This is a genomic window from Belliella calami, from assembly GCF_022549695.1.
In the GTDB taxonomy this organism is placed as follows: Bacteria; Bacteroidota; Bacteroidia; order Cytophagales; family Cyclobacteriaceae; genus Belliella; species Belliella calami.
The window spans coordinates 291,743-317,549 of sequence record NZ_JAKZGS010000004.1; the positions used below are offsets into that span (position 1 = coordinate 291,743).

The 25,807-nt window shown below is 36.0% G+C and carries 25 protein-coding genes; 19 read left to right on the forward strand and 6 right to left on the reverse strand.

Features of this window, described 5'->3' with window-relative positions:
• The first annotated feature begins 5 nt into the window (after positions 1–5).
• The gene (locus MM236_RS07910; protein ID WP_241274421.1) at positions 6–236 is read left to right on the forward strand and encodes a hypothetical protein; all 231 of its coding nucleotides are present in this window, start codon (positions 6–8) and stop codon (positions 234–236) included.
• On the opposite strand, the gene MM236_RS07915 is transcribed toward MM236_RS07910, so the two are convergent.
• A complete protein-coding gene (locus MM236_RS07915) occupies positions 233–607 on the reverse strand; it encodes a UDP-glucuronosyltransferase (protein WP_241274422.1) in 375 nt (124 codons plus the stop codon). The two genes, MM236_RS07910 and MM236_RS07915, sit on opposite strands and share 4 nt — an antisense overlap.
• A 265-nt stretch (positions 608–872) precedes the next feature.
• Here MM236_RS07915 and MM236_RS07920 point away from each other — a divergent pair, with 265 nt between their 5' ends.
• From MM236_RS07920 to MM236_RS07955, 8 genes are all read left to right on the forward strand, one after another.
• Positions 873–2,066, forward strand: a complete 1,194-nt coding sequence (locus tag MM236_RS07920; RefSeq protein ID WP_255742350.1) for a DUF4934 domain-containing protein — start codon at positions 873–875, stop codon at positions 2,064–2,066.
• 226 nt (positions 2,067–2,292) lie between these two features.
• The gene (locus tag MM236_RS07925) at positions 2,293–2,481 is read left to right on the forward strand and encodes a hypothetical protein (protein ID WP_241274424.1); all 189 of its coding nucleotides are present in this window, start codon (positions 2,293–2,295) and stop codon (positions 2,479–2,481) included.
• Between the two features lie 24 nt (positions 2,482–2,505).
• Positions 2,506–2,715 carry a hypothetical protein gene (locus tag MM236_RS07930; RefSeq protein WP_241274425.1) on the forward strand — a complete coding sequence of 70 codons (210 nt, stop codon included), beginning with the start codon at positions 2,506–2,508 and terminating at the stop codon, positions 2,713–2,715.
• 224 nt (positions 2,716–2,939) lie between these two features.
• Positions 2,940–4,085 carry a DUF4221 family protein gene (locus tag MM236_RS07935; RefSeq protein ID WP_241274426.1) on the forward strand — a complete coding sequence of 382 codons (1,146 nt, stop codon included), beginning with the start codon at positions 2,940–2,942 and terminating at the stop codon, positions 4,083–4,085.
• Positions 4,082–4,489, forward strand: coding sequence for a hypothetical protein (locus MM236_RS07940; RefSeq protein ID WP_241274427.1), 408 nt, complete (start codon positions 4,082–4,084; stop codon positions 4,487–4,489). The genes MM236_RS07935 and MM236_RS07940 overlap by 4 nt, the downstream gene beginning before the upstream one ends.
• A complete protein-coding gene (locus MM236_RS07945) occupies positions 4,470–5,474 on the forward strand; it encodes a hypothetical protein (RefSeq protein WP_241274428.1) in 1,005 nt (334 codons plus the stop codon). Before MM236_RS07940 ends, MM236_RS07945 begins: the two co-directional genes overlap by 20 nt.
• Positions 5,475–5,768: 294 nt before the next feature.
• Positions 5,769–6,131: a DUF8478 family putative metalloprotein gene (locus MM236_RS07950; protein ID WP_241274429.1), complete on the forward strand. Its 363-nt coding sequence runs from the start codon at positions 5,769–5,771 to the stop codon at positions 6,129–6,131.
• An 85-nt stretch (positions 6,132–6,216) separates the two neighbouring features.
• A complete protein-coding gene (locus MM236_RS07955) occupies positions 6,217–8,484 on the forward strand; it encodes a TonB-dependent receptor (protein ID WP_241274430.1) in 2,268 nt (755 codons plus the stop codon).
• A gap of 537 nt (positions 8,485–9,021) precedes the next feature.
• Here the strand turns inward: MM236_RS07955 and MM236_RS07960 are convergent.
• The 3 genes from MM236_RS07960 to MM236_RS07970 form a co-directional block, all read right to left on the reverse strand.
• Positions 9,022–9,768, reverse strand: coding sequence for a ThuA domain-containing protein (locus tag MM236_RS07960; RefSeq protein WP_439648013.1), 747 nt, complete (start codon positions 9,766–9,768; stop codon positions 9,022–9,024).
• Positions 9,769–10,217: 449 nt separating this feature from the next.
• Positions 10,218–11,381, reverse strand: coding sequence for a THUMP-like domain-containing protein (locus MM236_RS07965; protein ID WP_369415191.1), 1,164 nt, complete (start codon positions 11,379–11,381; stop codon positions 10,218–10,220).
• A 31-nt stretch (positions 11,382–11,412) separates the two neighbouring features.
• Positions 11,413–12,402, reverse strand: a complete 990-nt coding sequence (locus MM236_RS07970) for an aspartate-semialdehyde dehydrogenase (RefSeq protein WP_241274433.1) — start codon at positions 12,400–12,402, stop codon at positions 11,413–11,415.
• A 187-nt stretch (positions 12,403–12,589) separates the two neighbouring features.
• Between MM236_RS07970 and MM236_RS07975 the strand changes: the two genes are divergently transcribed.
• The 4 genes from MM236_RS07975 (at position 12,590) to scpB (ending at position 17,215) form a co-directional block, all read left to right on the forward strand.
• Positions 12,590–15,937: a lamin tail domain-containing protein gene (locus tag MM236_RS07975; RefSeq protein ID WP_241274434.1), complete on the forward strand. Its 3,348-nt coding sequence runs from the start codon at positions 12,590–12,592 to the stop codon at positions 15,935–15,937.
• 63 nt (positions 15,938–16,000) lie between these two features.
• Positions 16,001–16,156, forward strand: coding sequence for a hypothetical protein (locus MM236_RS07980; RefSeq protein WP_241274435.1), 156 nt, complete (start codon positions 16,001–16,003; stop codon positions 16,154–16,156).
• A 113-nt stretch (positions 16,157–16,269) separates the two neighbouring features.
• Positions 16,270–16,653 (forward strand): TraR/DksA family transcriptional regulator, encoded by a 384-nt coding sequence (locus MM236_RS07985; protein WP_241274436.1) that lies wholly within the window; start codon positions 16,270–16,272, stop codon positions 16,651–16,653.
• A 1-nt stretch (position 16,654) separates the two neighbouring features.
• Positions 16,655–17,215 (forward strand): SMC-Scp complex subunit ScpB, encoded by a 561-nt coding sequence (gene scpB, locus MM236_RS07990; RefSeq protein WP_241274437.1) that lies wholly within the window; start codon positions 16,655–16,657, stop codon positions 17,213–17,215.
• A gap of 5 nt (positions 17,216–17,220) precedes the next feature.
• Here scpB and MM236_RS07995 read toward each other — a convergent pair whose 3' ends face one another.
• Positions 17,221–17,841, reverse strand: a complete 621-nt coding sequence (locus MM236_RS07995) for a SprT-like domain-containing protein (RefSeq protein WP_241274438.1) — start codon at positions 17,839–17,841, stop codon at positions 17,221–17,223.
• Between the two features lie 37 nt (positions 17,842–17,878).
• On the opposite strand from MM236_RS07995, the gene MM236_RS08000 reads away from it, so the two are divergent.
• Genes MM236_RS08000 through MM236_RS08025 form a run of 6 tightly spaced genes read left to right on the forward strand, consistent with a single transcriptional unit; the run spans position 17,879 to position 24,386 of the window.
• Positions 17,879–19,117: an MFS transporter gene (locus MM236_RS08000; protein ID WP_241274439.1), complete on the forward strand. Its 1,239-nt coding sequence runs from the start codon at positions 17,879–17,881 to the stop codon at positions 19,115–19,117.
• Positions 19,114–20,637: an alpha,alpha-trehalase TreF gene (gene treF / locus MM236_RS08005; RefSeq protein WP_241274440.1), complete on the forward strand. Its 1,524-nt coding sequence runs from the start codon at positions 19,114–19,116 to the stop codon at positions 20,635–20,637. Before MM236_RS08000 ends, treF begins: the two co-directional genes overlap by 4 nt.
• 29 nt (positions 20,638–20,666) lie before the next feature.
• A complete protein-coding gene (locus MM236_RS08010; protein WP_241274441.1) occupies positions 20,667–21,578 on the forward strand; it encodes an ORF6N domain-containing protein in 912 nt (303 codons plus the stop codon).
• On the forward strand, positions 21,575–22,798 hold the full coding sequence (locus tag MM236_RS08015; protein WP_241274442.1) for a purple acid phosphatase family protein: 1,224 nt from the start codon (positions 21,575–21,577) through the stop codon (positions 22,796–22,798). Before MM236_RS08010 ends, MM236_RS08015 begins: the two co-directional genes overlap by 4 nt.
• Positions 22,799–22,851: 53 nt before the next feature.
• Positions 22,852–23,616, forward strand: coding sequence for an SDR family NAD(P)-dependent oxidoreductase (locus tag MM236_RS08020; protein WP_241274443.1), 765 nt, complete (start codon positions 22,852–22,854; stop codon positions 23,614–23,616).
• On the forward strand, positions 23,613–24,386 hold the full coding sequence (locus tag MM236_RS08025) for a M15 family metallopeptidase (RefSeq protein WP_241274444.1): 774 nt from the start codon (positions 23,613–23,615) through the stop codon (positions 24,384–24,386). The genes MM236_RS08020 and MM236_RS08025 overlap by 4 nt, the downstream gene beginning before the upstream one ends.
• Positions 24,387–24,765: 379 nt before the next feature.
• Here MM236_RS08025 and MM236_RS08030 read toward each other — a convergent pair whose 3' ends face one another.
• Positions 24,766–25,794 carry a phenylalanine--tRNA ligase subunit alpha gene (locus tag MM236_RS08030; protein WP_241274445.1) on the reverse strand — a complete coding sequence of 343 codons (1,029 nt, stop codon included), beginning with the start codon at positions 25,792–25,794 and terminating at the stop codon, positions 24,766–24,768.
• Between the last annotated feature and the right edge of the window lie 13 nt (positions 25,795–25,807).

Here is a 25,807-nt window from a genome sequence, read left to right on the forward strand (position 1 = left end):
CAGTTATGAATAAATTGATACCTATAGAGATCGAAGGCCAAAAGATTGTACAGTTGTCACAGTTAACCATAGATCAGGCAAATGACTTGAGAAGCTGGTTGCCGACTGATGGATTGAAGAAAGTAAACCTTCATGGTGTGGAGTTACAGGACTGTCTTTCTTTTGAAACTTATGAGTATTGGTTCAAGACCAATCATGTACTTTCAAAAGCCTATGAGACTATTCTGGATTTTTAGATCATCCCGAAAGTTTTTCTTTTCTCTGCAAAATATGCTTCTAGGTGATTGTAGAGCATGCTTTCGGCTACAGGTATTCCAGAAAGTGTTAATTCAATATTGCCTTGCGCTGATTTTGGATCAACATCCATTGTTTCGATCATAAATATCAACTCTTGTAAAGTAAGTGGTTGATTGCATTTTTCAGGGTTTAGGTTGATTTCATTGCCATAGAAATCCACCGCTTCAAAGTAATATTCTCCATCCAAAATATTGGCATAAATGCTTATTTCCTCACCCCACTGACTTTCGGGATAGCTAAGCTTGCAAATCAAAGTGTTTGGCCCTGTACCATTGAAGTAGCTTTCGGGTCTATAGTTGAAATTTATCACAAGGCAAAATTAGGGATAATTATTTGTCTTGGAAGTGAGGATTGAAATGTGATTAGAGATTTATTTTATATGATTAAAAATAAACCCAAATTCTTTCTTTTTTTGCCAAAACTACTTTTTAGGTATTTGAATAGTTTGTTTTCAACTACCGTTGAAAGTGCTAATTCGATATTTAATTCAGATACATTACTAAGCTATGGCTATTTAAATATTATTTAAGTAAACATTTTTTTATAAATTAGGCTCTCAATGTTCTTTAGTTAATATGAGGTTTTTCTATTGTCTATATTTAGTCTTTGCTTTATTTCTACTGTTTTTCTCATGTAGTTCTAAGGATCAGAGTGATCAAAAAATCATTTCAATCAACCCTACTGAGGCCTTGGAATCTACCCTTTTATCTGAGTTTGTGGAGGAAGTTAAATTCATAAAGCTAGAAACAAAAGAAGAGTCGATTTTGGCAGGAACGAGAGAAATCATTATCAAAGATAGATTCATCTATGCGGTAGATAAATTTCAAAAGGCAGTATTGATTTTTGATATTGAAGGGCAGTTTGTGACCAAACTACTTAAATTGGGAGATGGACCTGATCAGTATAGAAACCTTGGTCCTGTGTTTATCTCAGATGATGAATCCACCATTGAGGTGATTGAAATGATGGGAGAAAAATCAAGAAGATTGACTTATTCAATGCCAGACTTCACATTGTTGGATACTAGTCCTTTTAATACACCATGGTCGAATTCATGGAGAAGGGATGGGGAATTGTATTATTTTTCCACACAACAAATAGAAAATAATATTGATGGTGAAGCAACCAATGCGGCCATAATTGTTAGAGACGAAAACAATCAACTTTCTTCCATATTTCCAAAGACTATTGAAACAAAAGGTTCAGGATTTTCACCGTTTACTGAAAGCTTAACTGAAAATAAAAATGGAGATCTTTTTATTTCTTTGGTATATGACAATACATTTTATCAATTGATAAATAAAGAAGCCAATCCTGTGATGTCGATTGATTTTGGGTCCTTTGGGATAGATCATTCGATCAGTTTTGAGTCTATTGAAAGACAAATGGAATACTTGGCACAGCAAACAGAAGGGAAAGCATCATTCCCTGTTTTAAATATTCAAGATCCAAGTTTGTTGGCCTTCTCCTACTATTTCAAAGAAAATGGGAGCAATGGACTCCATCAATATCTAGATTTCAAAGAAAGAAACAAGGTTATTCATACCAAGTCTATACTCAACGATCTCAGTCCTTTTCCCGAGAAAGTATTTCTAAGTTCCTACTTTTTCACAATAAAACATGAAGTAATGCACAAAGGATACTTGGTAGATATTGTACTCCCAAGTTATAGCCTCAATGGCAAAAAAGAAATAGAAGTAGAAGGTTTGGGATTGATCCATGCAGAGGATAATCCGATAGTGATGTTGATGAAGATGAGGAGTTTATAAGACTGTTGAGTTTAAGATTGAACAAAGTGTTTTTTTTAACATAAAATAAAATCATTGAATATCAGATAGTTATGACTTTTGCAAAAAAAAAGAAAATAGTTTAAAGTTTGGAAAATGTACTAATGATTTGTTATTATTGATAATCAGATCAATACAAAGATAACTGCGCAGGAATTTTTAGGTCGGGTGAGTTAAATAAATTTTAAAACTTCTAATTTTAATAAAGATGAAAAAGATAAAAATGGTAATGGCAATTTGTGCATTTTTAATTGCATCGATTAGTATAACCCAAGCTGGAGATACATTTATTGATGCAGGATCTGGAGATATATATGTGGTTTCAACTTACGTTGATGATTATGCATGTGCTGGTAGCGCGGGAGATTGTACTCGTCGTGTAAGTTATGGTTACTAATTAAAAAATTATAAACTAAAAGTCATGAAAAATTTAATTTTGAGAATTTTATGTGTTAAAACAATTCTTGTTTTTGGGTGTATTCAATTTATATCCATAGCGAATGGTCAATCTGAAGCAGATTACTCTATAGATGAAGGGACCGGTACAATAACAGTTTATTCTACCACTGTTGATGAAGGTGCCTGTATGGGAGCTTATACTGACTGCGCTCGTCAAGTTTGGTCTTGGTAATTTTAACAACCAGTGGATTAATCGTCCTCTGGTTAAGTTTTATTATATGAAATCGGCCATGTCAAATTTGAATTATCTTCCCTGAGTGATTCTATATAGAAATTCAACTTAGTAAAGGTACAAAATTGATAAATGAAATGAAGTATATCAGATACATGACATAATGGGATGATTAATTGCCATTCTAGATTCATTGTTATAATTAAAAGACAAATTTCAAACATATGAAAAGTAAAATTTTATTATTTTTTTTAAGTATAATATTGGTTTCATGTACTACAAATAATTTTCAAGAGTATACCAACAATCTTATTAAGGTTGATTCATTAAGAACAAAGCTTCCTGAATATGGTAATTATTCATTGTCCTACATCCAAATTTATGAAAATGAATTTGACACTTTGCTTTTTGCAGGAAATGTAATTAACAATAGTATTGATGTTTTTGATTTAAGTGGGGAAAAATTTAGAACTAGGATAGAATTTCAAAAAAATGGGCCTAAGTCATTAACTACCTTGCAAGGTTTTTACATAATTAATTATGATTCTATTCTTGTTTTTCCTAATAGTCTTTTACACAAAAGTTTAATAGTTGGTATGGACTCAAATAAAATTGAAAATTTGGTAATTCAGGATTTTAGAAACCAGGAACCGAAAATCATCAATCATGTTTCATCAACTTTAAATCCAGTAATTCTAAATAATAGTAAGTTAAGTTTTATTCAATACCCTCTTTTTGATGTTGAAAGTGCAGAAAACATAAATAATGAATTTGATTTTGAAATTATTTATGATTTAAAAGACAGCACAATTTCTGAAGGAGGAATTAAATATCCTCAGTTTTATCATGGCAAGATTTGGAGTATTTATAGTACATTGTTATTTAGAACATTAGGGGAGAACGATTTATTAGTATATTCTTGGTCTTTAAGCGATAGTATTTATGTTAAATCAATTAGTGGAGAGGTTGAAAGCTTTATTGCAAAAGGTGTTTCCCACAAAAAAGTTTTACCATTTACTCAAAAACCTGAACAACAGGAAAGGATAAAAAAAACAATAGAAAGTATAAACTATAAAGGCATTCTTTATGATAAGTATCGCAATTTATATTATCGAGTAGTTTTAAATTCTACAAGGTATGACCCTAAAATTCATATTGATTATAAAGCTTTTTTTGATCAACAGTTATCAATAATTACATTGGATAGCAGTTTTAATATGATTGATGAAACAATACTTGATAAAAATGTCTATACTTATTCTTCTATGTTTGTTGGCCCAAAGGGATTATATATTTCGAAAGCCAATGTGAGAAATAATACATATGAAGAAGATTATCTTCTTTATGACATTTTTAATTTACAAAGATGATGAAAAAGCTCTTGTCAACATTAGTAACTGTTAGCTTGCTATTTAGTTGCTATAAATCTAATGACGATTATTTGCTTATCAAACAAATTATTGGAGATAGTTTAGTTTCAAATAAAGAATTTAAAGTTTTAGTACTCTCATTAGATGGGTGTATTTACTGTCTTGATGATGCAGTTTATAAAATAAATATTGATGGATCAATTGATGCTTTAATCTTAACGAGTAAAAATGAAAATACTTCCAAGATATTTCTGAAAAACATTAACGAGTCTATTTCAACATATACTTATAAAGGTGAAATACCCCCAGATTTTTTTCTGAAAAATGAGTTAAAAATAATATTGTTTGACATAGATGGGGGAAAAATAGTTAAAAAAGAACCTTATGAAATATTCAAGAATTAGTTTAGTTTTATTTATTTCTTTTGTTTTTATAACAAATGTTTATGCTCAGGCAATAAAATTAGAAAATATACAAAACATAGAGATGAAATATATTCAATGTATTGTTAAAGAAGATAAAATAGTAATTCATGATAAAAGAGAAACTGAAATCTATATTTATGATATGAATGGAACTTTATTAAACCAAAGGAAAATGGAGCATAATTTTCCTGGAAATGGAATCTTTCAAATTGATATTTCTGATAAGAATATTCATTTGCTTTTGTTGAGTCCATATGCCATTTCTAAACAAAGTTTAGATTTGAAAAGTAAGGATAAAAGTTTGGTAAACATGCAAACAAATAAGCTAAAAGTATTTGATTTTAGCTCTTCAGTTTTTCTAGAACTATCAAATGGAAAATACTTAGCTTCTACATTAGAATATGAATATTTAAATAAATTTAGAAAAGGAAATTCTTTGACAATATTTGATATAAAAAATAATTCGAATATATCTTTTTCTGAATTCCCAAAATTTCTCAGTAATGGTTTTTATTTTTTTTCAGGGAAACAAAGGTTTATTTCATTCTCAAATAACTTAATATACTCCTATTTCAATGGAGATTCCGAGATTAAGGTTTACAACGAAAATGGCTCTCAAATTAATTCTATTAAATTAGAAAAAGATTTTGTTCCTAAAAAATTGTACGATGCTTCTACAAAAATCGAATTATTTAGAGATTTTTTATCTCTTTCAGTCGAAGTAAAGAAGAATTTAACAAACCTTTGGGCTATTGACTTTTCGGTAAATTCTAGTCAAAACATTTATTTTGTTTATCAAAATTTAGAAAACGGATATTTAATAAAAGAATTAGATTCAAATTCAGGAAAGATTCTAAAAACGAAAGAAATTAAAGATTATCCAATTAACCCAGTTGGATTTGTTAACGACAAATATTATTATATTTTTAAATCGGATGGGCAATATTTTTTAAAATCAATTTAACATATTATACCTTAATATTTAAACTAACTAATGGTGTTTGATATATGAATTTTAACACTTCATAGCTCGATTTCAAAAATGTATAATTCTTAAAATCAATATGATTTTTCTAAATTTTAACGGAATAATAAAACTCATTCAAATATATCCAAAATAATAGTTTTTCTTGATCAGTTTAATACCACCCAACCGCATAAACCTGACCTAAAAGTAATTCTTTGCTTATTATTTCAAGATTCTTTTATAAGTTTGCAACCTAACTGCAAATATTCAGTTTGAAGTTTAGCATATACCTTGGATCAGTTTAGAAAAATATTGCCTCAGTTTAGCCATTTTTGTTTGGCTTTGTTGCTAAGTGTTTTAGCCAACGGTGTATTCTTTTTTCACTCCCACGAACTTGATAATGGCCGAATAATTACCCATGCGCACCCTTTATTAACAGAGGAGCAGCAGGAATTGCCAGATCATGGACATACTGAGGAGGAGCTTCTCTATCTCGATTTGATCGCCCATGCGGAATACTTTCTGTTTGATTTTCAAATTGATTTTCAGGAGGTTTTAGCCTTAAACACAACTGCGGATACCTTTGTAGTTTCCATTAATTCTTATATTGATACCGATTTTGGATTTGAGCATCGAGGCCCACCAATCGTTTGATTTTTTTTCTTCATTTACAATCGCTAGTTCTACAATCCTGAACTGCGAAATTCCCTTATTTTAAAAAATTATCTAATCAGACGAAATGCGATTAATCATACTAATTGCTATGTGCTTCATTTCTGTAGGCGCATTGGCATCACAAAATCTATCTATAGCTGGAAAAGTAATAGACAAAAATACAAGAGAACCGTTACCTGGAGTTTCGGTTTTTATTCCTGAATTGAACAGAGGAGTAGTTACAGAGATGGATGGTACTTTTTCCCTTGGGGCTTTGCCTGAGAGAAATATCACTGTTCAGTTTTCATTCATCGGCTACGCTACTCAGATAGAGGTAATAAAATTGAGTGCCTCAAATAATTCTTTGGTCATTGAATTGGAAGAAACAATATCCAACATTGATGAAGTGGTAGTTTCAGGTGCATACATCATGAGTAAGGAAAGCTCACCTATTTCCATCGAGAAAGTAAGTAGAGATGCAATCCTAAAAATGCCCTCTCCAAGCTTGATGACTTCCTTGACCAAAACGCCGGGAGTCAATGAAATTTCCTTGGGCCCGGGCATTAGTAAGCCGGTGATCAGAGGATTGTCATTCAGCCGTGTGCTTTCTGTGTATCAAGGTGGAAGGTTCGAAAACCAGCAGTGGGGAGCAGATCACGGTTTGGGCTTGTCTGAGACAGGCATCAGTAACATTGAATTGATCAAAGGTCCTGCATCGATCATTTATGGCTCTGGAGCAATGGCAGGTGTAGTGAACTTGATAGAGGAAAAAGATGCAGCTGCCGGTAAGGTAGAAGGAGATGTTAACTTGAGAGGATACAGCAATTCATTAGGTTTAAGGTCTGAAGCTGGAGCAAAAGGAGCTAGTGAAAATGGTTTTGTTTGGTCATTGAGAGCCGCTGCAGAATCCCATGCAGATTATCTAGACGGTGATGGCAATGCCGTAGGAAATACAAGATTCAATACACAGAATGTCAAAGCTGGAGTTGGGTTACAGAAGAAATGGGGTGATACCAGAATTCGCTATACCTATTTGAGCCAGAAACTTGGAATTATAGATGAGGATGATGTGAGCGAGTTGGTGACTAATAGAGGAGATAGGAAAGTTCAGTTACCCTTCCAAGATGTCAAAGATCACTTTATCAATTCGGAGACGAATCTATTTATCGGAGAAGATAGGTTAAAAGCAACTTTTGGCTATCATATCAACTTCAGGGAAGAAGTGGAAGAAGCCGCAGACGAAGTTGATTTGGGTCTGAGACAGTCAAATTTCATGTATGATGTCAAATACTACAAGGAGTTGACAGATGGTCTTGAAGCGATTTTGGGTGTTCAAGGTTTCTATTTGAGAAATATCAATTATGAGGAAGCAAATGAATTTTTGATTCCTGATGCCACAAAGGATGATAGATCTGTTTATTTCTTATTGAACTATAATAAAGACAAATGGGTAGCTCAGGGTGGAATCCGCTATGATTATAGAAAAGTGACAGCCGATGCAAGTGCGGCACATATCGTTGATTACGGATTTTTGCTTCCTGGAGAGCCGGCAGATAGGACTTTGACTAGAACTTTTGATGGGGTGACAGCTAGTGCCGGGACGACATTCAGGCCAAATTCCTCGTGGAGGTTCAGGTTGAATGTAGCTCAAGGATTCAGAGCTCCTGATTTGGGAGAGTTGTTTTCCAATGGACCACATCCAGGAACGAATAGATTCGAAAGGGGAAGTGCTGACTTTGTAAGAGAACAGAACATCCAAACCGATTTTGGTATCAGGTATAGCACACCAAACTTCTCCCTTTCTGGTGAGGTGTTCTACAACCACATAGACAATTATATCTTCTTTGCTCCGACAGATGAATTGATGGGAGACTTGACCGTTTGGGAGTTTGAGCAAACTGATGCTAGGCTATATGGTGGAGAAGTGGAACTGGATATCCACCCTACTTCGGCAAAGTGGGTTTCTGGATCGACTTCCTATAGCATGGTGATCGGCCAAAGAAGGTCAGATATGACTTATTTGCCTTATATTCCGGCATTCAGATGGAATCAGTCTGTAGATTTTAGATTGAATAATTTGGGAGTATTTACAAATCCTTATATCAGTTTGCTTGGATCGTTTATCTTTGATCAAAATAGAGAGGCACCATTGGAAGAAGCTACTCCAGGGTATTACTTGTTGGGACTGAATGTAGGAAGTCAGGTAATGATGGCTGGCAAGTCTCTTGATATCTATGTGAGTGGCTCAAATATTCTGAACAAGACCTATTTAGATCACATGTCACTTTTCAGGCCTTTTGGAGTAAATCAAATGGGAAGAAATATTGCATTGAATGTGAGAATACCTTTTTGAAAGGTAAGACACAAGATATGAGACTTGAGACAGAGACAAAATGCATTAACCCCAATGGGCCTGCCTGGCGTCAGACAGGGTTAAACTTTAAATAGCCCCGGGTCGCAACCCGGGGATTAATGATGATACAGGAGACAACAACCCCGAAGTGGGTTGAACTTATTTAATCAATAGAAAAAAGTTGTCAACTTTTTTCAGGACGTGACACGAGAATCAAAGTGACAAAGAAATTAAAAATGAAATAAAAATCACAAAGTTCCTTTCCCATATGGAGCGTTACATTTAGGTCTTTATTTTCTATGTGGCCCTATGTTTCTATGTGGTTTATTAATTTTTTCGAACCATATAATAACATAGGGCTTTCTTTTTCTTTGTCGATTTCTCCTATACCTTCTCCTTTGGGAAGGGTTTAAACAATTATTTTGACTTTAAAATATTAAATTTTTGATATAAACTTATGGGTTAGCCTTAGCTTTGAGGTTGAATTTTGTGGTTAACATTAAAATTCTTAAAATTTAATCTGAGATTTTGTGTTATTCAGTCTACAGGATATCCCTTTGCTGCCCACCAAATTCCACCCATGATGTGTTTCATGAAATTGTCATCTTGGAATGCCCAATCGGTATGACCCAATGCTGTATAGAAAATCCTACCACCATCATATTCGTTCGTCCAAGCCATTGGGTGAAATTCCCCCATCCCATTTTTGGCGTCGTAGGTTTTTTCATCCGCAGTGATCAGCACATTTACATCTGGATTGAAATTTTTGAAAGCATATATTTCATCTGACCAAACCCATTTTTCGGGTAAATGATAAGTTGAGGGATGATTTCTATCAACGACATTGAGTTTTAATGTCTGCTGATGGGGATGGTTGAGAAATTGTGCTCCGATAAGTTTGGTAAACCATGGCCAATCATATTCGGTATCGGTGGCACTGTGTATCCCAACTATCCCTTTGCCATTTTGTACAAATTTTTCGATGCTATTTTTTTGCTTTTCATTGAAAATTGTCCCCGTGGTACTCATCAAGATAATGACATCGTATTCTGCCAGATTTTTGTCTGTGATATAATCCTCATCTTCTGTGGTGTATATTTGGAATACGTTGTCTCTGGCCAACTTTTTCAATGCCACGATCCCATCAGGAATGGATTGGTGGCGGAACCCCTTGGTTTTGCTGAATACCAAAGCTTTGAATTGGTTCTGTGAAAATGCAGCTTCGCTTGAACAAAATATGATAGAGAGCGTCAGCAATAAATTGGTGAAATAGGTTTTTGGCATCATTGTCAATAGGTTTAAATTTCAAGCTAATAAATGATTTCCAAAAAGAGAAGTGGATTTTGATAAAAGGAGAGTTGTAAAAGCTCTAATTTCGATAATTTGAGAATTTAAGTTTAAAACCATCCTTGGTTTTTGTTACTAATGAAAACCAAAATGTTTTTTTGCTTTGTCAACTTCATTAAAAATATGTATGATTATCCGCTTCTTTGCCACTAGCCTTAATTCCATTGTTGATTGTTCGCTTATGTTCAATATCTATGAGTATCTAATATCAATTAATATCGGATCTAAGCTAAATCAGGCTTTTCTTTAATTAGTGGCAAAGTTCCGTGTAGACATGAAAATATGAGTTTGTTCCCAGAGCTTTCGCAAGGAAGAATGGGAATTGCAGCAACCTTTTTATCTAATTGGTTTTGAATAATATAGCTCAAATAAGTATTGGATAAAATTTATTTTACCAACTCCGCCATGAGCAAAGTGTTCTTTTCCGCGACCTTTGTTCCAATCAAAAAACTTTCACTACCATCCTTGAGTTTGTACTTTTTCTTGAATTCGTCAGGTGAAAGGATGTAGTTTCTAGTGATTACATTTACCTTTCCTGACGGGAAAAGTTGCTTCAAATCCTTTTTTGGATTGGAAATTTCCTGAATTACCCTAAAGACTCTCCCTGGGATGGCAATAGTAGGCAATTTTTCAGTTGTGTAAAGGTGACTATTTGGATGAAGTTTTTTCAGCCCATATTTTATTCCGAATGTTTTGAATGCTCCAGCTTTTAGAATACTACCCAAAGGTTCGATAACATATTGGCCGATTGATCCAAAATTGCTTTCTGACTTTTCTTCTTCTTCAAATGTGAATGAAAAAGTGCGCTCTCCATCAGGATGAAGATCTATGCAATTGATCATTCTAGGAGCTTCAAATTGTTCCTTTTTCCAAAAAAGCAAAACTTCCTTGACTTCGTTGCGAACTGAGATTGTCCAGATTTTTTGGATATCGGGGATTTCGATAAGTGCCTGTTTGATATCAAGCATAGGTGATGCTTTGATCAAAATAGACTTAGATTTTGATTTCATCAAACCCCAATGGTTCACAACATCCGGTTCACAGTCTGCAAGTTTGTAGAGTTTTTGATTTTCACCACCACGACGTGCAGGATCGACATAAACAAGGTCGAAGGTTTCCTGATATGAATCTAGAAACTCCAAACTATCTCTATTGACTACAGTGAATTTGTCTGGAGAAAGTTGCTGAAAATTATGCAATGCAATGTTTGCCAACTCCTCTTGACGTTCGCAATAAGTAGCTTTTTCAAAATTTTTGGAAAGAAAATATGTGTCCACACCAAATCCTCCTGTAAGATCAGCCATCGATTTTCCAGTAACCAAATTTGATTTGAATTTGGCTGTTTCTTCTGAGGAAGCTTGCTCCATAGAGATTGATGCTGGAAAAAGCAATTTAGGGTTTTTAGCCCAAGTAGGGATTTTGTTTTTTGCCTTTTGTCTGGCGGCAATTTGTTGAACAGCTAGTTTGAGATCAAACTCAGTTTTGCCAGAGTGCTTTAAAAGTAAATGTGCAGGATCTTCGGTGAGATGATCCTGCACAAATTTTTGCAATGATTCGGTATAGATTTTATTCAAATCCAAATTACACCAAGCTATGTGCTACTAGATATTCTGCAATTTGCACGGCATTGGTAGCAGCACCTTTTCTAAGGTTGTCAGCCACGATCCACATATTGAGCGTGTTAGCTTGAGATTCATCTCTTCTAAGACGACCTACAAATACTTCGTCTTTTTTGTGGGCTGTCAATGGCATCGGGTACACATTGTTAGCAGGATCATCCTGAACGATGATTCCAGGCGCTGAAGCAAGTAAAGCTTTTACTTCTTCCAAGTCGAAATCCTTGTGGAATTCCACGTTGACAGCTTCTGAGTGACCGCCCATTGTAGGGATTCTGACAGTGGTTGCAGTGACTTGAATGTTATTGTCATTGAAGATTTTCTTAGTCTCGTTGATCATCTTCATCTCTTCTTTGGTGTAGCCATTTGGTTGGAATACATCAATATGAGGAAGCACATTCAGATCAATTTTATGAGGATATACCATTTCAGCCTTTTCACCAGCACGCTCAGCCATCATTTGATCTACTGCAGCTTTTCCAGTGCCAGTCACAGACTGATAAGTGGATACTACAATTCTTTTGATGCCATATTTAGCTCTCAAAGGCTCCAAAGCTAAGACCATTTGTATGGTAGAGCAATTTGGGTTTGCGATGATTCTGTCATCAATGCGAAGATCTTTTGCGTTGATTTCAGGCACAACAAGTTTTTTGGTAGGATCCATTCTCCATGCAGAGGAGTTGTCAATTACGATTGTACCTGCCTCTGCAAACAATGGTGCCCACTCTTTGGAAGTATCACCTCCAGCCGAAAAAATAGCGATGTCAGGCTTCTCAGAAACTGCCTGTTTGAGTCCAATTATAGTGTACTCTTTACCCTTGAAAGTCATTTTCTTTCCTGCTGATCTTTCACTTGCGACCAAGAGTAATTCGTCAAATTGGAAATCGTGCTCTGCCAGCACTTCTAGGATTTCTGAGCCTACCAATCCGGTAGCTCCTACAACGGCTAGTTTCATTTTAATAGTTTTTGATTGTTTGAAATGAACCGCAAAGGTAAGGTAAGTATTTTCAAAATGAACCTTTGATGCGGTGATAATTGCTTTAACATCAAATATATGTTAGAAGGTTTACCGATTTTAAAATTAAATTGATTTAAACGTTTATTTTCCAAACATATTAAGGTTGATTTCTTATTTTTAGTCCATGAAGATCCTTCTTTTTGTATGGGGTTTCATTGCTTTTTCCATACTAGGCTGTAGTTTTTTCAAACAAGCCGAAACTTTTGCTCAAAATCAGGATTTTGAAAGCAGTTTTAATATAGTAAATCATCCTGATGAATTTTTGCCATTATGGTCTGCTAATGAGATCAGAAGTACTTCTTCTAGGGTTTTCCAAGCCAATGGTCAAGGAAGAAACAATTCTAGGGCATTGGCAGTGCAGCCGATTGCCAGTTTTGATGGTGTAATTTATAGTCAAATCAATCTAATGGATTTGGTGGAGCCAAAAATTGCATTTTTTGCAAAAACGAACCAAAATGGATCAGGAAATAGACCTGTGGAAGTTTTTGTTTCCTTTTCGCACGATCAAATTCAATTTACTGAAGCCATTCAGGTCGGGAATGATGATACTTTTAGCAATCAGCAGACAGAGTACAACCTTTATGAAATGTTTATTCCAGATCTATTTTGGAACGAAGAGAATGTCTATTTGAAGTTTGAAGTAAAATTTGGTCAAGGCTCAGGTTCAGCAGCAAGATTTTTTATGGATGATTTTGGCGTTTTTTCAGGAGATGAACAAGTAGATCCCATTCGGGTAGTTGAGACCTTGGTCTTAGATCCATTTAGGGTGAAAATTAATTTTGATAGAGAGATTCAGGTTTTTGACAAAGCCAAAGCAAGTCTTCAAGGGTTGGAAATATTGTCAATAGATTTTCCAGATGATTCTTCGGCGATTATTCACACTGCCTCTGAGGTTCCAATCCAAGTTCTACAACTTTCATTGGAAAATATTTTTGAAAAGAATGGGGTCTTGACAGAAGAAGTTAATGTATCGGTTGACAATACCAAAATTCAAATAGGTGAAATCCTTGTTGAAAACCCCAACTCTTTAGTCATTAGATTCAGCCAAAATTACTTAAGTTCAGATGTGAGTCAGACATCAAAGTTTTTGGTAAATGGTGCGAATCCTTCGGATATTTCTCTGAATGAAGATGGATTCAGTATTAAGCTAAGCTTATCCAATGGGTTACTTCTCAGTCAAATGGTGAAGATCGAAACGCAGGCTTTCCTAAACACAAATCAAGAGCTTGGACTTCCCCAAACCCGTGAGTTTGTTTACATAGATGAAATTGAGACCATCTTTGCAAAAAATCAAAATCGGATTTCAATCGTCAGTTTTCTGGAATTGGATTTTGAGTCATTTGATTTTAATGATTTTTCGATAATCGACGGAGAATTTATTTTTTCCGAATGGGAAATTTCCGATGGTAGAAAAGTCTTTGATTTGCTGTCCGATAGCCCATTTGAAGAAGGAATAACATATACACTTCGAATTCCTTCAAGAAAAACATTGCGAGGGAAACAGTTGAATGGATCGTATAGGGATTTTGTATGGGATGCCACTCCACCAGAGGTAGTGAGAGTGGATGGAATAAGTTCCAGAGAAATAGTACTTGTATTTTCTGAGCCTTTGGATCCTATTTTTGCAATGATTCTTAGCTTTTACAAAATCAATGGAAGAGAACCAATGGAAGCGCAAATCCAAGGAAATGGAAATTCGATGATCTTAAAATGGGATTTTGATTTTGAAGAGAACAGGATATATGTATTAGGAATAGAAGGCGTAGCAGATTTTGCAGGCAACGTGATTAGTAAGACTGATTTTGCTTTTACGTTTGAATCTCCAAAGAAGTTAGCCTTCAAAAATCTAATCATCAATGAAATCATGCCAGCCCCACGCGCTGGAAACTCTTTGCCAAATGTCGAATATATAGAAATCTACAACCCAAGTTCAGATCCAATTGCTTTGGGCGGTTTTCAATTGGCCAATTCAAGGAGAACTACAACAATTCCTTCTGAGGTGATTCTACCAGATCAATATATAATCCTATGCCCTCGGACTCAGGTGAATCAATTTTCAAGGTTTGGGAGGGTAATAGGTTTAACTAACTGGCCCACATTATTGAATTCGGCAGATCAAGTCAAATTGTATGACAATGAGGGGATAATTATAGACAGTTTGAACTATACCACTGCAAACTTTGGCGGTAGTTCTTTTGCTTCTGGTGGTTACAGTTTAGAAATTGTTAATCCTTTTATAAAATGTAATTTGATCGGCAATTTGAAAACATCTATTGCGACCGAAAGGGGAACACCTGGAAAAATAAATTCCTTATTTGACGAAACACCTGATAGAAGCACACCTGTTTTGTTGAATGCAAGCGTACTTTCGACAAATCAAGTACTTTTATTTTTTTCCAAAAGCCTAAGTCCCGATTTGTCAAATTTAGATTTTATAATAAACCCTCCCCTTTCAACAATTAATATCGAATTGGATCCGGAGCAAAATTCATTGTTATTGACTTTTGATCAAATAATCCAAGAAGGAACCCAGTACTTGATAGTTGTAAATGGCTTGCGTGACTGTATTGGTAATTTAATCAAAGAAGGTGAAAATGCAGCATTTTTCACAATCCCATCCTTGGCAGCTTCAGGTGATGTTATAATCAATGAGGTGTTATTCAATGCAAATACAGGGGGGCCAAAATTCGTAGAAATATATAATCAATCCGAAAAGTTTATAAACTTGAAAGATTGGAAATTGGCGAATTTGAATACATCTAATGAGATAGATAACAGGCGAATCGTTTCAAGTGAAGATTTGATTATTGAGCCAGGAGGCTTTTTGGTATTCACTACAGATGTGGATCGGCTGAGCTCTGACTACCCTAAAGGGGTCAGGGAGAATTTTGAATTGGTCAGTACACTGCCAAGTTATCCGCAGTCATCGGGAAATGTGGTTTGGCTTGATCCAATTGAGGAAATCGTAGAGATCTTCTCCTATTCTGAAAGAATGCATCATAGATTGTTGAAAGAAGTTAGAGGAGTTTCCCTAGAGCGCTTGTCGGCATTAGAGCTTGTGGAAAACCCCAATAACTGGAAATCTGCGTCTGCATCAGTAGGTTTTGCGACTCCTGGATACAAGAATTCAAATGTTTTTGAGGAAATAGATTCATTTGGGATTGAGATTCAACCAAAGGTATTTGTACCTGATGCAGCAGGAGAGCAAAATTTCACACAGATTTCTTATAAAGTGGACCAAGCTGGGGATTTGGCAACTATGAGGATTTATTCCATTAATGGACAATTGATTAGAGAAATCTGTCAAAATGAGATTTGGGGATCTTCAGGTTTTTATACTTGGGACGGTACAGATTCCAATAGTCGGAAAGTTCGACCTGGATATTACATCCTTGTTGTGGATTTATTTGATTTGGAAGGAAATGTTACTCAAATCAAAAAAACAATCGTGGTTGGAGCTAAAATCCAATAATTTTTGGATTAATATAAAATAATCTTTACATTAAAGAACCGTTAACTCAAACCCAAAAACCAAATGAATCACGACATCGTAACGCAGACGCTGAAAACCTATTTCCTCGAAAAAGGAAAGACAATCAAAGTAATCCAAAGGTATTTGAGGATAAAATACCGATTGATGATGGATGAAAAGCTGTTAGAAAAAAGGTTGCAAAATATCTCAGTAAATTAAAAACCGCCTAGTGCGGTTTTTTTTATTTTTGATTTCAAAAAGGTAAGTGTATTTTAGGGGCTTTTAAACCCTAGGGGTATAAAAAGAGTATACCACATTTAAAACACAAAGCTATGAGTCAAGACCAAAAAACTGCTTATTCTCCCGATGAATTGAAGGAGTTTGAAGAAATAATACTACAAAAACTAGGGGTAGCCAAATCGGAGTTGAACTCATTGAAGGAAACACTCAGCAAAAAAAATGACAGTGGTACTGATTTTACAGCTTCTACATCCAAACTCTTAGAAGATGGAGCAGATACACTTGAAAGGGAAAACATGAGTCAGCTGGCTGCAAGACAGCAAAAATTCATCATCAATCTGGAAAATGCACTCGTAAGGATCAAAAATGGCACTTATGGAGTATGTGTTGACACTGGGAAATTAATCGCTAAAGATAGGTTGAAAGCGGTTCCGCACACAATGCATTCAATAGAAGCTAAGTTGGCAAAGAAATAAATTGGATTTCTTACATAGACATATTGAAGCACTTATATTTTGTGCACCTTCTCCGATAAGTATTGATGAGATTCAGAAATGCTTGTCAGAAATGTTTGAATCAGAGGTTCCAAAAGACCATATTTTGACTGCATTGAAAGATTTGCAGTCAAAATATGAATTTGAGGATTTTTCATTCTCTTTGGAGCAAATCGGAGGTGGGTATCAATTTTTGACCAAACCGGCTTATCAAGCTAGCATATCGATATTGCTCAAGCAGCAATCCCAAAAAAGATTATCAACTGCTCAACTTGAGACGCTTTCTATCATCGCATACAAGCAACCTGTGACCAAAACAGAAGTCGAACAAATCAGAGGAGTAAGCTGTGATTATTCAATACAGAAACTCTTGGAGAAAGAACTAGTTACCATCAAAGGAAAGTCTGAGAGTATTGGAAGGCCTATCCTATATGGTACCAGTGAGAAGTTTATGGAATATTTTGGTATCAACTCACTTTCTGATTTGCCACAGCCAAAGGACTTCACAGCAGAAGAAAATCAAATAGGCGAATCCAACGAGTAAATAGCTTATTTCACTTTAACTTCTGCATGGCATAAGATCAAATATTTTTTTCCAGAATCAACTTCTTTACACAAAACACGGGTTCTTCGTGTTTCCAACTTTTCAAAATATCTACCTTTCATTTCGAATATAGTTCCAACTTTGATTTCCTGTAGCAATTGTATTCCTTCGATAGCAGTGTCAGGATCAAATTTCCTCAACTCCACCGCCAAGAAATAATCGGAAACAGAACTTGCTTTTGGGTTTGCCATATATCGTTTTAAATGAACCAACAATTCTAATGGGAATACCCTATTGCTCAACATGGGCGTCATTAATTTTTGGAAGGTTGATTTCCATTCTATGCCATGAGGCTTTATTTTTAAACCATATTTTGTGAATGCATGATAATGAGCAACCTCATGGATGTAAGTAATCAGGAACTGGTAAGGATTAAGGTTATAATTTATTGTAATTGTCTGGACTTTTTTGTCACTTCTATACCTGAAGTCACCTAGCTTTGTACTTCTTTTATTTGTGATATAAAAGTTAAACGGTTTTTCCTTCCAGATGTCAAAACAATATTTTACAGCATCTTCTGGTACATGTTTTTGAAATGCTTCAAAAAAAAGCTGATCTTTATTCATAAAGCAAATATACGCTTTGAATCAAAAGTTAAATATTATGAATTCAAAATTACTCATTAGGCTCTCTCTCGTTTTTAATTATATGGTATTCGCAGTACTTCTTAATTCAGTAGGTGCTGTGATATTACAAGTTCAAAGAACTTTTGATGTCAGCAAAGCAGAAGCTTCTGTATTGGAGGGTTTCAAAGACTTGCCAATTGCGATTTTTTCCTTCATAGTAGCATCCTTTCTTCCAAAATTAGGAATTAGAAAGGGTATGTTGATTGCTCTTTTTGCAGTAGCGGCATTGTGTTTTATGATGCCCTTGATAGCTGATGAATTTTGGTACTTCAAGCTTCTTTTTGCAATTGTGGGGATTTCATTTGCAGTGATCAAAGTATCCGTATTTGCTACAATTGGTCTTGTGACAAACAACCCCAAAGAACATAGTAGCTTTATGAGTACCATTGAAGGGTTCTTTATGGTTGGGGTTTTGTTGGGAAATGTTTTTTTTAGCCTGTTTGTAGATGATGCTAACCCTAATTCCAGCAATTGGCTGAATATCTATTGGTACCTTGGGGCGATCACATTACTGGCAGCATTGCTTCTGTATTTCGCCCAAATCAATGAATCAGAATCAAGGAAAAGTGATTCCAAAGCCTCGGAGGACTTTATGGAAATGCTGAGGTTGGTTGTAAAGCCGTTAGTTTTGGTGTTTGCGGCATCGGCATTTTTGTTTGTCCTCATAGAGCAGAGTTTTATGACTTGGACTCCTACTTTCTATCAAGATGTCTTACAAGTTCCCGCTAGCATGAGCATTCAGGCTGGTGCAGTCTTGGCGGGTGCTTTGGCCATTGGAAGATTATTGGCAGGTTTTATATTAAAAATGATCCATTGGCTTACCTTTACTTTGGGTTGTATAGTTTTAGTTGGAGTTTGTGTTGTATTGACCTTACCATTGACTAGCAATCAGCCTGAAATTACCGAAACAATTACTTGGTTCAATGCTCCATTTGTAGTTTATTTATTTCCAATATTGGGCGTCTTTTTGGCACCTATTTATCCTACGATAAACTCTGTAGTTCTGAGTGCGCTTCCTAAATATATGCAAAGCTCTATGTCAGGATTGATAGTCGTATTCTCAGCATTGGGAGGCACAACCGGTTCTATTGTAACTGGACATATATTTGAAGCGTATGGAGGAACTAATGCATTCTATTTCTCCTTATTTCCCATTACAGCACTATGTCTTGTGTTGATTTTGCTACATAGACAAGTAAGAAAACAGACCGCATGAAATTTTACGAACAACCAGAAGATTTATATTTAGCCCTTTTTGAAGTGGTGCAGATGAGTGGCGTTTTTGCAGACTCGAAGACCTTTGTAGATTGCTTACCAAAGCGGGATGCAAATGATATAGTTACAGATTTTTATCGTGCGCTGAAAAAGCCAGATTTTGACTTGTTGACATTTCTCAAAGAGAATTTCATAATTCCGGAGGAAAATGACGAAATCAAAATGGATATTCCTCAGGACTTTTCACTGGAAGAAAGATTGAAAATACAATGGCAATATCTTACCAAAGAAGCCGACTTAGAAATAGAAGGGTCAAGTTTGATACCTCTACCATTGCCATACATAGTTCCAGGAGGTAGGTTTCAAGAGATTTACTATTGGGATAGCTATTTTACCATGATTGGTCTGAAGGCTTCAGATCGGGTAGATTTGATAGAATCAATGGTGGAAAATTTCGCGCACTTGATACGAACAGTGGGTCATATCCCAAATGGAAACAGAACATACTTTTTGTCAAGATCACAGCCACCTTTTTTTGCAAAAATGGTGGAGTTACTTGCAGAGGCCAAGGGACACAAAGAGATCATTAAGAAATATTTGACCGAAATTTGGGTTGAGTATCTCTTTTGGATAGAAGGTGAGACGGAAATTCCTTTACCAGGAAAATACTACAAACGTGTAGTAAGGATGGATGATGATACTGCTTTAAACAGATATTGGGACGATGACAATACACCAAGGGCAGAATCTTATGTGGAGGACATAGAACTTTCTGACAAATCAAGGCGCTATCCTGAGAAGCTTTTTAGGAACCTTCGTGCAGCATGTGAATCCGGTTGGGATTTTAGTTCACGATGGCTTTATGACGCTATGGATTTGAAAAGTGTACAAACCATTGCCCTGATTCCTGTTGATCTCAATGTCCTACTATCTGAGACAGAAAGGATTATTATTGAATCTATGGAGCTGTATGGCGAGGACGAAAATGTCATTTCTAGAATGAAAAATTTCAGGAAAAACAGAATAGAAGGGATTGAACGCTATTGTTGGGAAGAGGAGAGAGGGATTTTCTTGGATTATCATATCAAATTTAAAGAAAAAGTAAACCGCCCTTCATTGGCAATGCTCTATCCACTATGGGCTAATACTGCGACGCCAAGTCAAGCAAAAAGGGTGTTGGATTATGTTGAATATCATTTTCTCCGGGATGGAGGACTCGTCACGACAGAAATCAGCTCTGGCCAGCAATGGGATGCACCAAATGGCTGGGCACCTTTGCAGTGGATTGGTTTTCAGGCCATGCTGAATTATGGAAGGGAAGATATGGCAAAAACCTTGGCTGAAAGATGGACAAAACTCAATGAATCCGTATTCGAAAGAACGGGAAAAATGATGGAAAAATACAACGTCGAAGACCTGAGCCTGGAAGCTGGAGGTGGAGAATATCCAGTTCAAGACGGTTTTGGATGGACCAATGGAGTATACTTGGCCATGAAAGAGTGGTTGAGGGAGAATAGCTGAAAGCCAAGTTGATTTGTTAAAAATGAAAAATGAATAGAGAGATTATATTATCGCAACAACATATTGAAAATAAAATTTACAATGTGCGAGGCGTCCAAGTAATGTTGGATAGCGACTTGGCTGCGATGTATGAAGTTTCTACAGGTAGGTTGAATGAACAAGTAAAACGAAACATTGAGCGTTTTCCTGATGATTTTATGTTTCAGCTTACACAAGAAGAATGGGAAATATTGATGTTGCAAGAAGCGAAATCAAGTTTAAGGTCGCAAAATGCGATCTTAGAAAACAAGCAAGGAAAGCATCGAAAATACTTACCATATGTTTTCACTGAACAAGGTGTTTCGGGTTTATCTGGCATATTGAAGAGTCAAGCAGCAGCTAATATGCACGTTGCGATTATGCGTGCTTTTGTTCAAATGAGGAAGTTTATAAATGATAACCTAGGGCTGTTGCAGCGAATGGACGGTATTGAACGCAGACAATTGGAAACTGACCAAAAATTTGAGAAAGTATTTAAAGCCCTTGAAAGAAAAGACATCATTCCATCTCAAGGAATTTTCTTTGACGGACAAGTATTCGATGCTTATGGATTGGCTTCCAAAATCATCCGCTCTGCCAAGAAAAACATTGTGTTGATTGATAACTATATAGACGAAACAACCTTGACCCATTTAGCTAAGAAAACAAAAGCAGTAAATGTTCTTTTATTGACCAAAACAATTTCTAAGCAATTGGCCTTGGATGTAAAAAAAGCCAATGAGCAATATAGTAATTTTGAACTCAAAACCTTTACGCAAAGTCATGACAGGTTTTTGATAATCGATGGAGAAGAAGTTTATCACCTCGGTGCCTCATTAAAAGATCTGGGTAAAAAATGGTTTGCCTTTTCTAAGATGGATAAAACTCTAGTAAATAGTATTTTAAAAGAAGTTGACTTATGAAAAAATTAAAAATGATTGTATTTGCAATAGCACTGTTTAGTTGTGGGCTTGCACTTGGACAGAATGAACCACATGCTTTTTACCTGACATGGCAAGAGGATCCTACGACTACCATTACGATTGATTGGCATTCTGATGAGGCTGATCCTTCAGAAATTAGCATTAGAAGAAAAGGGCTGGAAGAATGGTCGAGTGTAGAAAGTGATGTGCTTCCTTATCCTTTTTCAGAGAGACTCGTCCACAGGGCAAGTGTCAAGAACCTAAAGCCTGAAACTTCCTATGAAATCAAGTTTCCCGACTCTAAGGAAGTTTACTATTTCAATACCCTACCATCAAGCCTCGATAAGCGGTCACTGAAAATTGCCATTGGTGGTGATTCTATGCACAAAAAGGAATGGCTCGAAAAAACAAATAAAGTAGTCGCTTCCTATGAGCCTGATTTTATCATCATTGGGGGAGATATGGCATACGAAAATGGCTTGGCTGAGAATGTAGGGAGGATTTATGATTTTTTTGATTCATATAAAAACACATTAGTCACTGCTGATAATAGAATATTGCCATGCATAGTGGCCGTAGGAAATCACGAAGTTGTAGGTGGATATCATACCAAACATGAAGGTTATGAACAGACAGACTCATTCAGAAATAGAATTGCTCCATACTTCTATGCTTTATTTCCATTTCCAGGACAGCCAGGATACAATGTACTGGATGTAGGGACTTATTTGAGCTTGATTATTCTTGATACAGAGCATTCCAATCCCATTCAGGGAATTCAGACTCAGTGGTTGGAAAAAACACTGGAACAAAGAAAGGATGTAATTCATAGAATCCCCATTTATCATGTTCCAGCGTATCCTTCAGTGAGAAAGTATGAAGACAAGACCCAAACTTTGGTGAGAGAAAATTGGACACCGATATTAGAGAAACATGGAATCAAGTTAGTTTTTGAAAATCATGACCATGCCTACAAAAGAACTTTTCCGATATTAAATGGCGAAATAAATCAAAGTGGAATCGTATATGTGGGGGATGGATCTTGGGGTACAGAGCCAAGAGAGATCCATGATGTCGCAAGTACTTGGTATCTCAAAAAAGCACAGTCAGTGAATGCTTTCACGCTATTAACTTTGGAAGGAAGTCAATTTAGCTTGATCTCCATAGATTCCGAAGGAAATATTATAGATAGTTTTCCTGAAAATCCACTTGTAAAATAAACCGTTTACAATTTTCGGATTCCATAGTTTGGGATTTATATTTAGCTTAGTACATGGAAAGAAAAATCGCCCTCGTCACAGGAGCTACATCTGGGATTGGTAAAGCTACAGCAATAGCATTGGCTAATTTGGGATATGATATTATTGCGACTGGAAGAAGAAAAGACAGACTAGAAACCCTTCAGGCTGAATTGCCCGAAAATACGGGTTTACTGACACTTTGTTTTGATGTAAGAGACAAAGAATCCGTAAAAAATTCAATTTCCAGTTTGACTGAAGAATGGAGGAATATTGATGTTCTGATCAATAACGCTGGTAACGCTCATGGCTTGGATCCTATTCAAAATGGGAGCTTGGAAGATTGGGATGCAATGATGGACATCAATGTGAAAGGATTGCTATATGTTTCCCATGAAATCATGCCAATCATGATCAAAAGAAAATCCGGGATCATTGTCAATATAGGGTCGATTGCCGGCAAGGAAGTATATCCTAATGGAAACGTGTATTGTGGATCGAAGCATGCTGTAGATGCGATTACAAATGGCATGAGGATAGACTTGAATCCATTTGGAATTAAGGTTATTGGGATACATCCGGGATTAGTCAAAACGGAGTTTTCATTGGTCAGGTTCAAAGGAGATTCCCAAAGATCTGATTCGGTGTATCAAGGATTCGAACCATTGCTTCCTGAGGATATAGCAGATACGATTGCCTTTGCAGTGAGCAGGCCAAAGCATGTTGTATTAGCAGATATTGTAATGCTCCCAACAGCACAGGCTTCAGCCACCATCGTCAATAAAAACCAAGATTTATGAAAACATTAAGTGTAAATTATTTGGTAGTAGCACTGTTTTTTGTTTTTTCTTGTGAAAGCAAAGCACCTGAAAGAGATGTTTTGGAAGTTGAAAAACCATCGCAAACAGAAGAGTCTGTTCAGGTAGAAGAAATTATCCTAGCAGAAGATGAATTCATAGGTGAATTGGAGCAGAGATTGATTGACGCTGGCTTGGTGGATGTAGCTACTGTGATCCCGGATATCTATGTGGATTTGAAATATTCTACCACAGACAACTTCTTTGGGAAAGATGTCTATGGAGATTTGATTCGATGCTACGTACAGCCCATTGTAGCAGAAATGTTGCTCAAATCCCACCAAAAACTCAAAGAGGAGCATCCAGAATTGACATTTTTGGTCTATGATGGTGTTCGGCCGCAATCAGTGCAACAGATTCTTTGGGATAATTTGGATAAGCCAGATAGTATCAAGCCGCTTTATGTTGCAAATCCCCAAGTGGGCGGATTGCATAATTTTGGGGTAGCTGTGGATTTGACTTTGGCAAATCAGGAAACTGGAGAGGCTTTGGATATGGGTACAGGGTATGATTTTTTTGGCTATCCAGCCTATCCCGATAGAGAAAGTCAAATGCTCAAAGAAGGCAAAATCACCAAAGAACATATCTCAAACAGGGAGATCTTAAGAAAAGTAATGAAGCATGGAGGTTTCTCAGGGATAGGTTCAGAATGGTGGCATTTCAATGCCTTCTCCAGAAAAGAGGCTGCTGAGAAGTTTGGGATGGTGAAGTGAGATTGAAAAATTTATGATTCAAGAACAGAAAATTGGAGCTGAATTAGAGACTTGAGCTCAGTATTTGTATTAGTTTAATTTTTATTTGAAACTCTAATATCAACTCTTCCATTTTTGCTTTCTTTTAAAAGCAAAAAATGTTAACTGAACAAAACAAATATTCCTCTAATTGCTGTTTACAAAAAGCAATTTAAAAAGAAAGTAGAATTGGAATCAAGCATTTAGAGAAATCCGAAGATTATCTAGCTGAGATTTGATCAGAATGATTTTTAATGACTATCCTTACTCTTACTTGTTGAAAAATAAAAAGGTTTGGTAATCAAGATGATAGAAATCATCAATCGATTACCAAACCTTTTTTAGCTAAGAACTCGCTATTCTAAAGCATCGACTTAAACTGCTTCAAAAATCTGACGTCATTTTCTGTGAATAACCTAAGGTCTTTGATTTGGTATTTGAGCATTGCAATTCGTTCTATTCCCATTCCAAAGGCAAATCCAGTATACTTTTTGGAGTCAATGCCGCAATTTTCCAACACATTAGGATCGACCATTCCTGATCCGCCTATTTCTACCCAGCCGGTTCCTTTGCAGACATTACAACCTGACCCACCACAAAGTTGGCAAGAAATATCAATCTCAGCGCTTGGTTCTGTAAAAGGGAAATATGAAGGTCGGAAGCGTACTTTTGTTTCTTTTCCAAACATCTCCTTAGCAAAGTGGTAGAGTGTGTTTTTCAAATCAGCAAAGCCCACATTTTCATCCACATAAAGACCTTCCACTTGATGGAAAATACAATGTGCCCTTGCCGAAATCGCTTCATTTCTATATACCCTTCCTGGCGAAAGTGTTCTGATGGGTGGCTTTTGGTTTTCCATCACTCTTACTTGTACTGAAGAGGTATGGGTTCTTAGAGCGATGTCGGGATTTTTTTCGATGAAAAATGTATCTTGCATTTCCCTAGCCGGATGGTTTTCAGGAAAATTCAAGGCAGTAAAGTTATGCCAATCATCCTCAATCTCAGGGCCTTCAGAAAGGTTGAATCCAATCCGCTCAAAAATCTCAATGATCCGCTGACGGGTAGCTGTCAATGGATGGATTCCTCCAACGGCATTGTTGGTAGGAGGCAATGTCAAGTCTATATCCTGAGATTTCGATTGCTTTTGGCTGTTGTTTACCTTGTCAATCAATTCCTGAAATTTCTCTTCTGCAAGAACTTTCACCTCGTTGATCAACTGTCCATAAGCTTTCTTTTCTTCGTTGGGTACATTTCTCATTTCAGCAAAAAGCTCCCCAACGACACTTTTTTTGCTGATATATTTCATTCTGTAAGCTTCAAGCTGTTCTGCATTTGTAGCATCAGCTGCGGCTATTTCAGATTTTATGGCATCTAATTTCTCTTGTTGCATCTGCTCCAGATTT

Bases quoted from the DNA above. Each gene is read 5' to 3' on its own strand.
- MM236_RS08025 (WP_241274444.1), top strand. From the start codon at position 23,613: ATGAAAACATTAAGTGTAAATTATTTGGTAGTAGCACTGTTTTTTGTT.
- MM236_RS07945 (WP_241274428.1), top strand. From the start codon at position 4,470: ATGAAATATTCAAGAATTAGTTTAGTTTTATTTATTTCTTTTGTTTTT.
- MM236_RS07975 (WP_241274434.1), top strand. From the start codon at position 12,590: ATGAAGATCCTTCTTTTTGTATGGGGTTTCATTGCTTTTTCCATACTA.
- MM236_RS07955 (WP_241274430.1), top strand. From the start codon at position 6,217: ATGCGATTAATCATACTAATTGCTATGTGCTTCATTTCTGTAGGCGCA.
- MM236_RS07970 (WP_241274433.1), bottom strand. From the start codon at position 12,402: ATGAAACTAGCCGTTGTAGGAGCTACCGGATTGGTAGGCTCAGAAATC.
- MM236_RS07940 (WP_241274427.1), top strand. From the start codon at position 4,082: ATGATGAAAAAGCTCTTGTCAACATTAGTAACTGTTAGCTTGCTATTT.
- MM236_RS08015 (WP_241274442.1), top strand. From the start codon at position 21,575: ATGAAAAAATTAAAAATGATTGTATTTGCAATAGCACTGTTTAGTTGT.
- MM236_RS07935 (WP_241274426.1), top strand. From the start codon at position 2,940: ATGAAAAGTAAAATTTTATTATTTTTTTTAAGTATAATATTGGTTTCA.
- MM236_RS07985 (WP_241274436.1), top strand. From the start codon at position 16,270: ATGAGTCAAGACCAAAAAACTGCTTATTCTCCCGATGAATTGAAGGAG.
- MM236_RS07920 (WP_255742350.1), top strand. From the start codon at position 873: ATGAGGTTTTTCTATTGTCTATATTTAGTCTTTGCTTTATTTCTACTG.
- MM236_RS08010 (WP_241274441.1), top strand. From the start codon at position 20,667: ATGAATAGAGAGATTATATTATCGCAACAACATATTGAAAATAAAATT.
- treF (WP_241274440.1), top strand. From the start codon at position 19,114: ATGAAATTTTACGAACAACCAGAAGATTTATATTTAGCCCTTTTTGAA.
- MM236_RS08000 (WP_241274439.1), top strand. From the start codon at position 17,879: ATGAATTCAAAATTACTCATTAGGCTCTCTCTCGTTTTTAATTATATG.
- MM236_RS07925 (WP_241274424.1), top strand. From the start codon at position 2,293: ATGAAAAAGATAAAAATGGTAATGGCAATTTGTGCATTTTTAATTGCA.
- MM236_RS08020 (WP_241274443.1), top strand. From the start codon at position 22,852: ATGGAAAGAAAAATCGCCCTCGTCACAGGAGCTACATCTGGGATTGGT.
- MM236_RS07980 (WP_241274435.1), top strand. From the start codon at position 16,001: ATGAATCACGACATCGTAACGCAGACGCTGAAAACCTATTTCCTCGAA.
- MM236_RS08030 (WP_241274445.1), bottom strand. From the start codon at position 25,794: ATGCAACAAGAGAAATTAGATGCCATAAAATCTGAAATAGCCGCAGCT.
- MM236_RS07995 (WP_241274438.1), bottom strand. From the start codon at position 17,841: ATGAATAAAGATCAGCTTTTTTTTGAAGCATTTCAAAAACATGTACCA.
- MM236_RS07910 (WP_241274421.1), top strand. From the start codon at position 6: ATGAATAAATTGATACCTATAGAGATCGAAGGCCAAAAGATTGTACAG.
- MM236_RS07960 (WP_439648013.1), bottom strand. From the start codon at position 9,768: ATGCCAAAAACCTATTTCACCAATTTATTGCTGACGCTCTCTATCATA.
- MM236_RS07930 (WP_241274425.1), top strand. From the start codon at position 2,506: ATGAAAAATTTAATTTTGAGAATTTTATGTGTTAAAACAATTCTTGTT.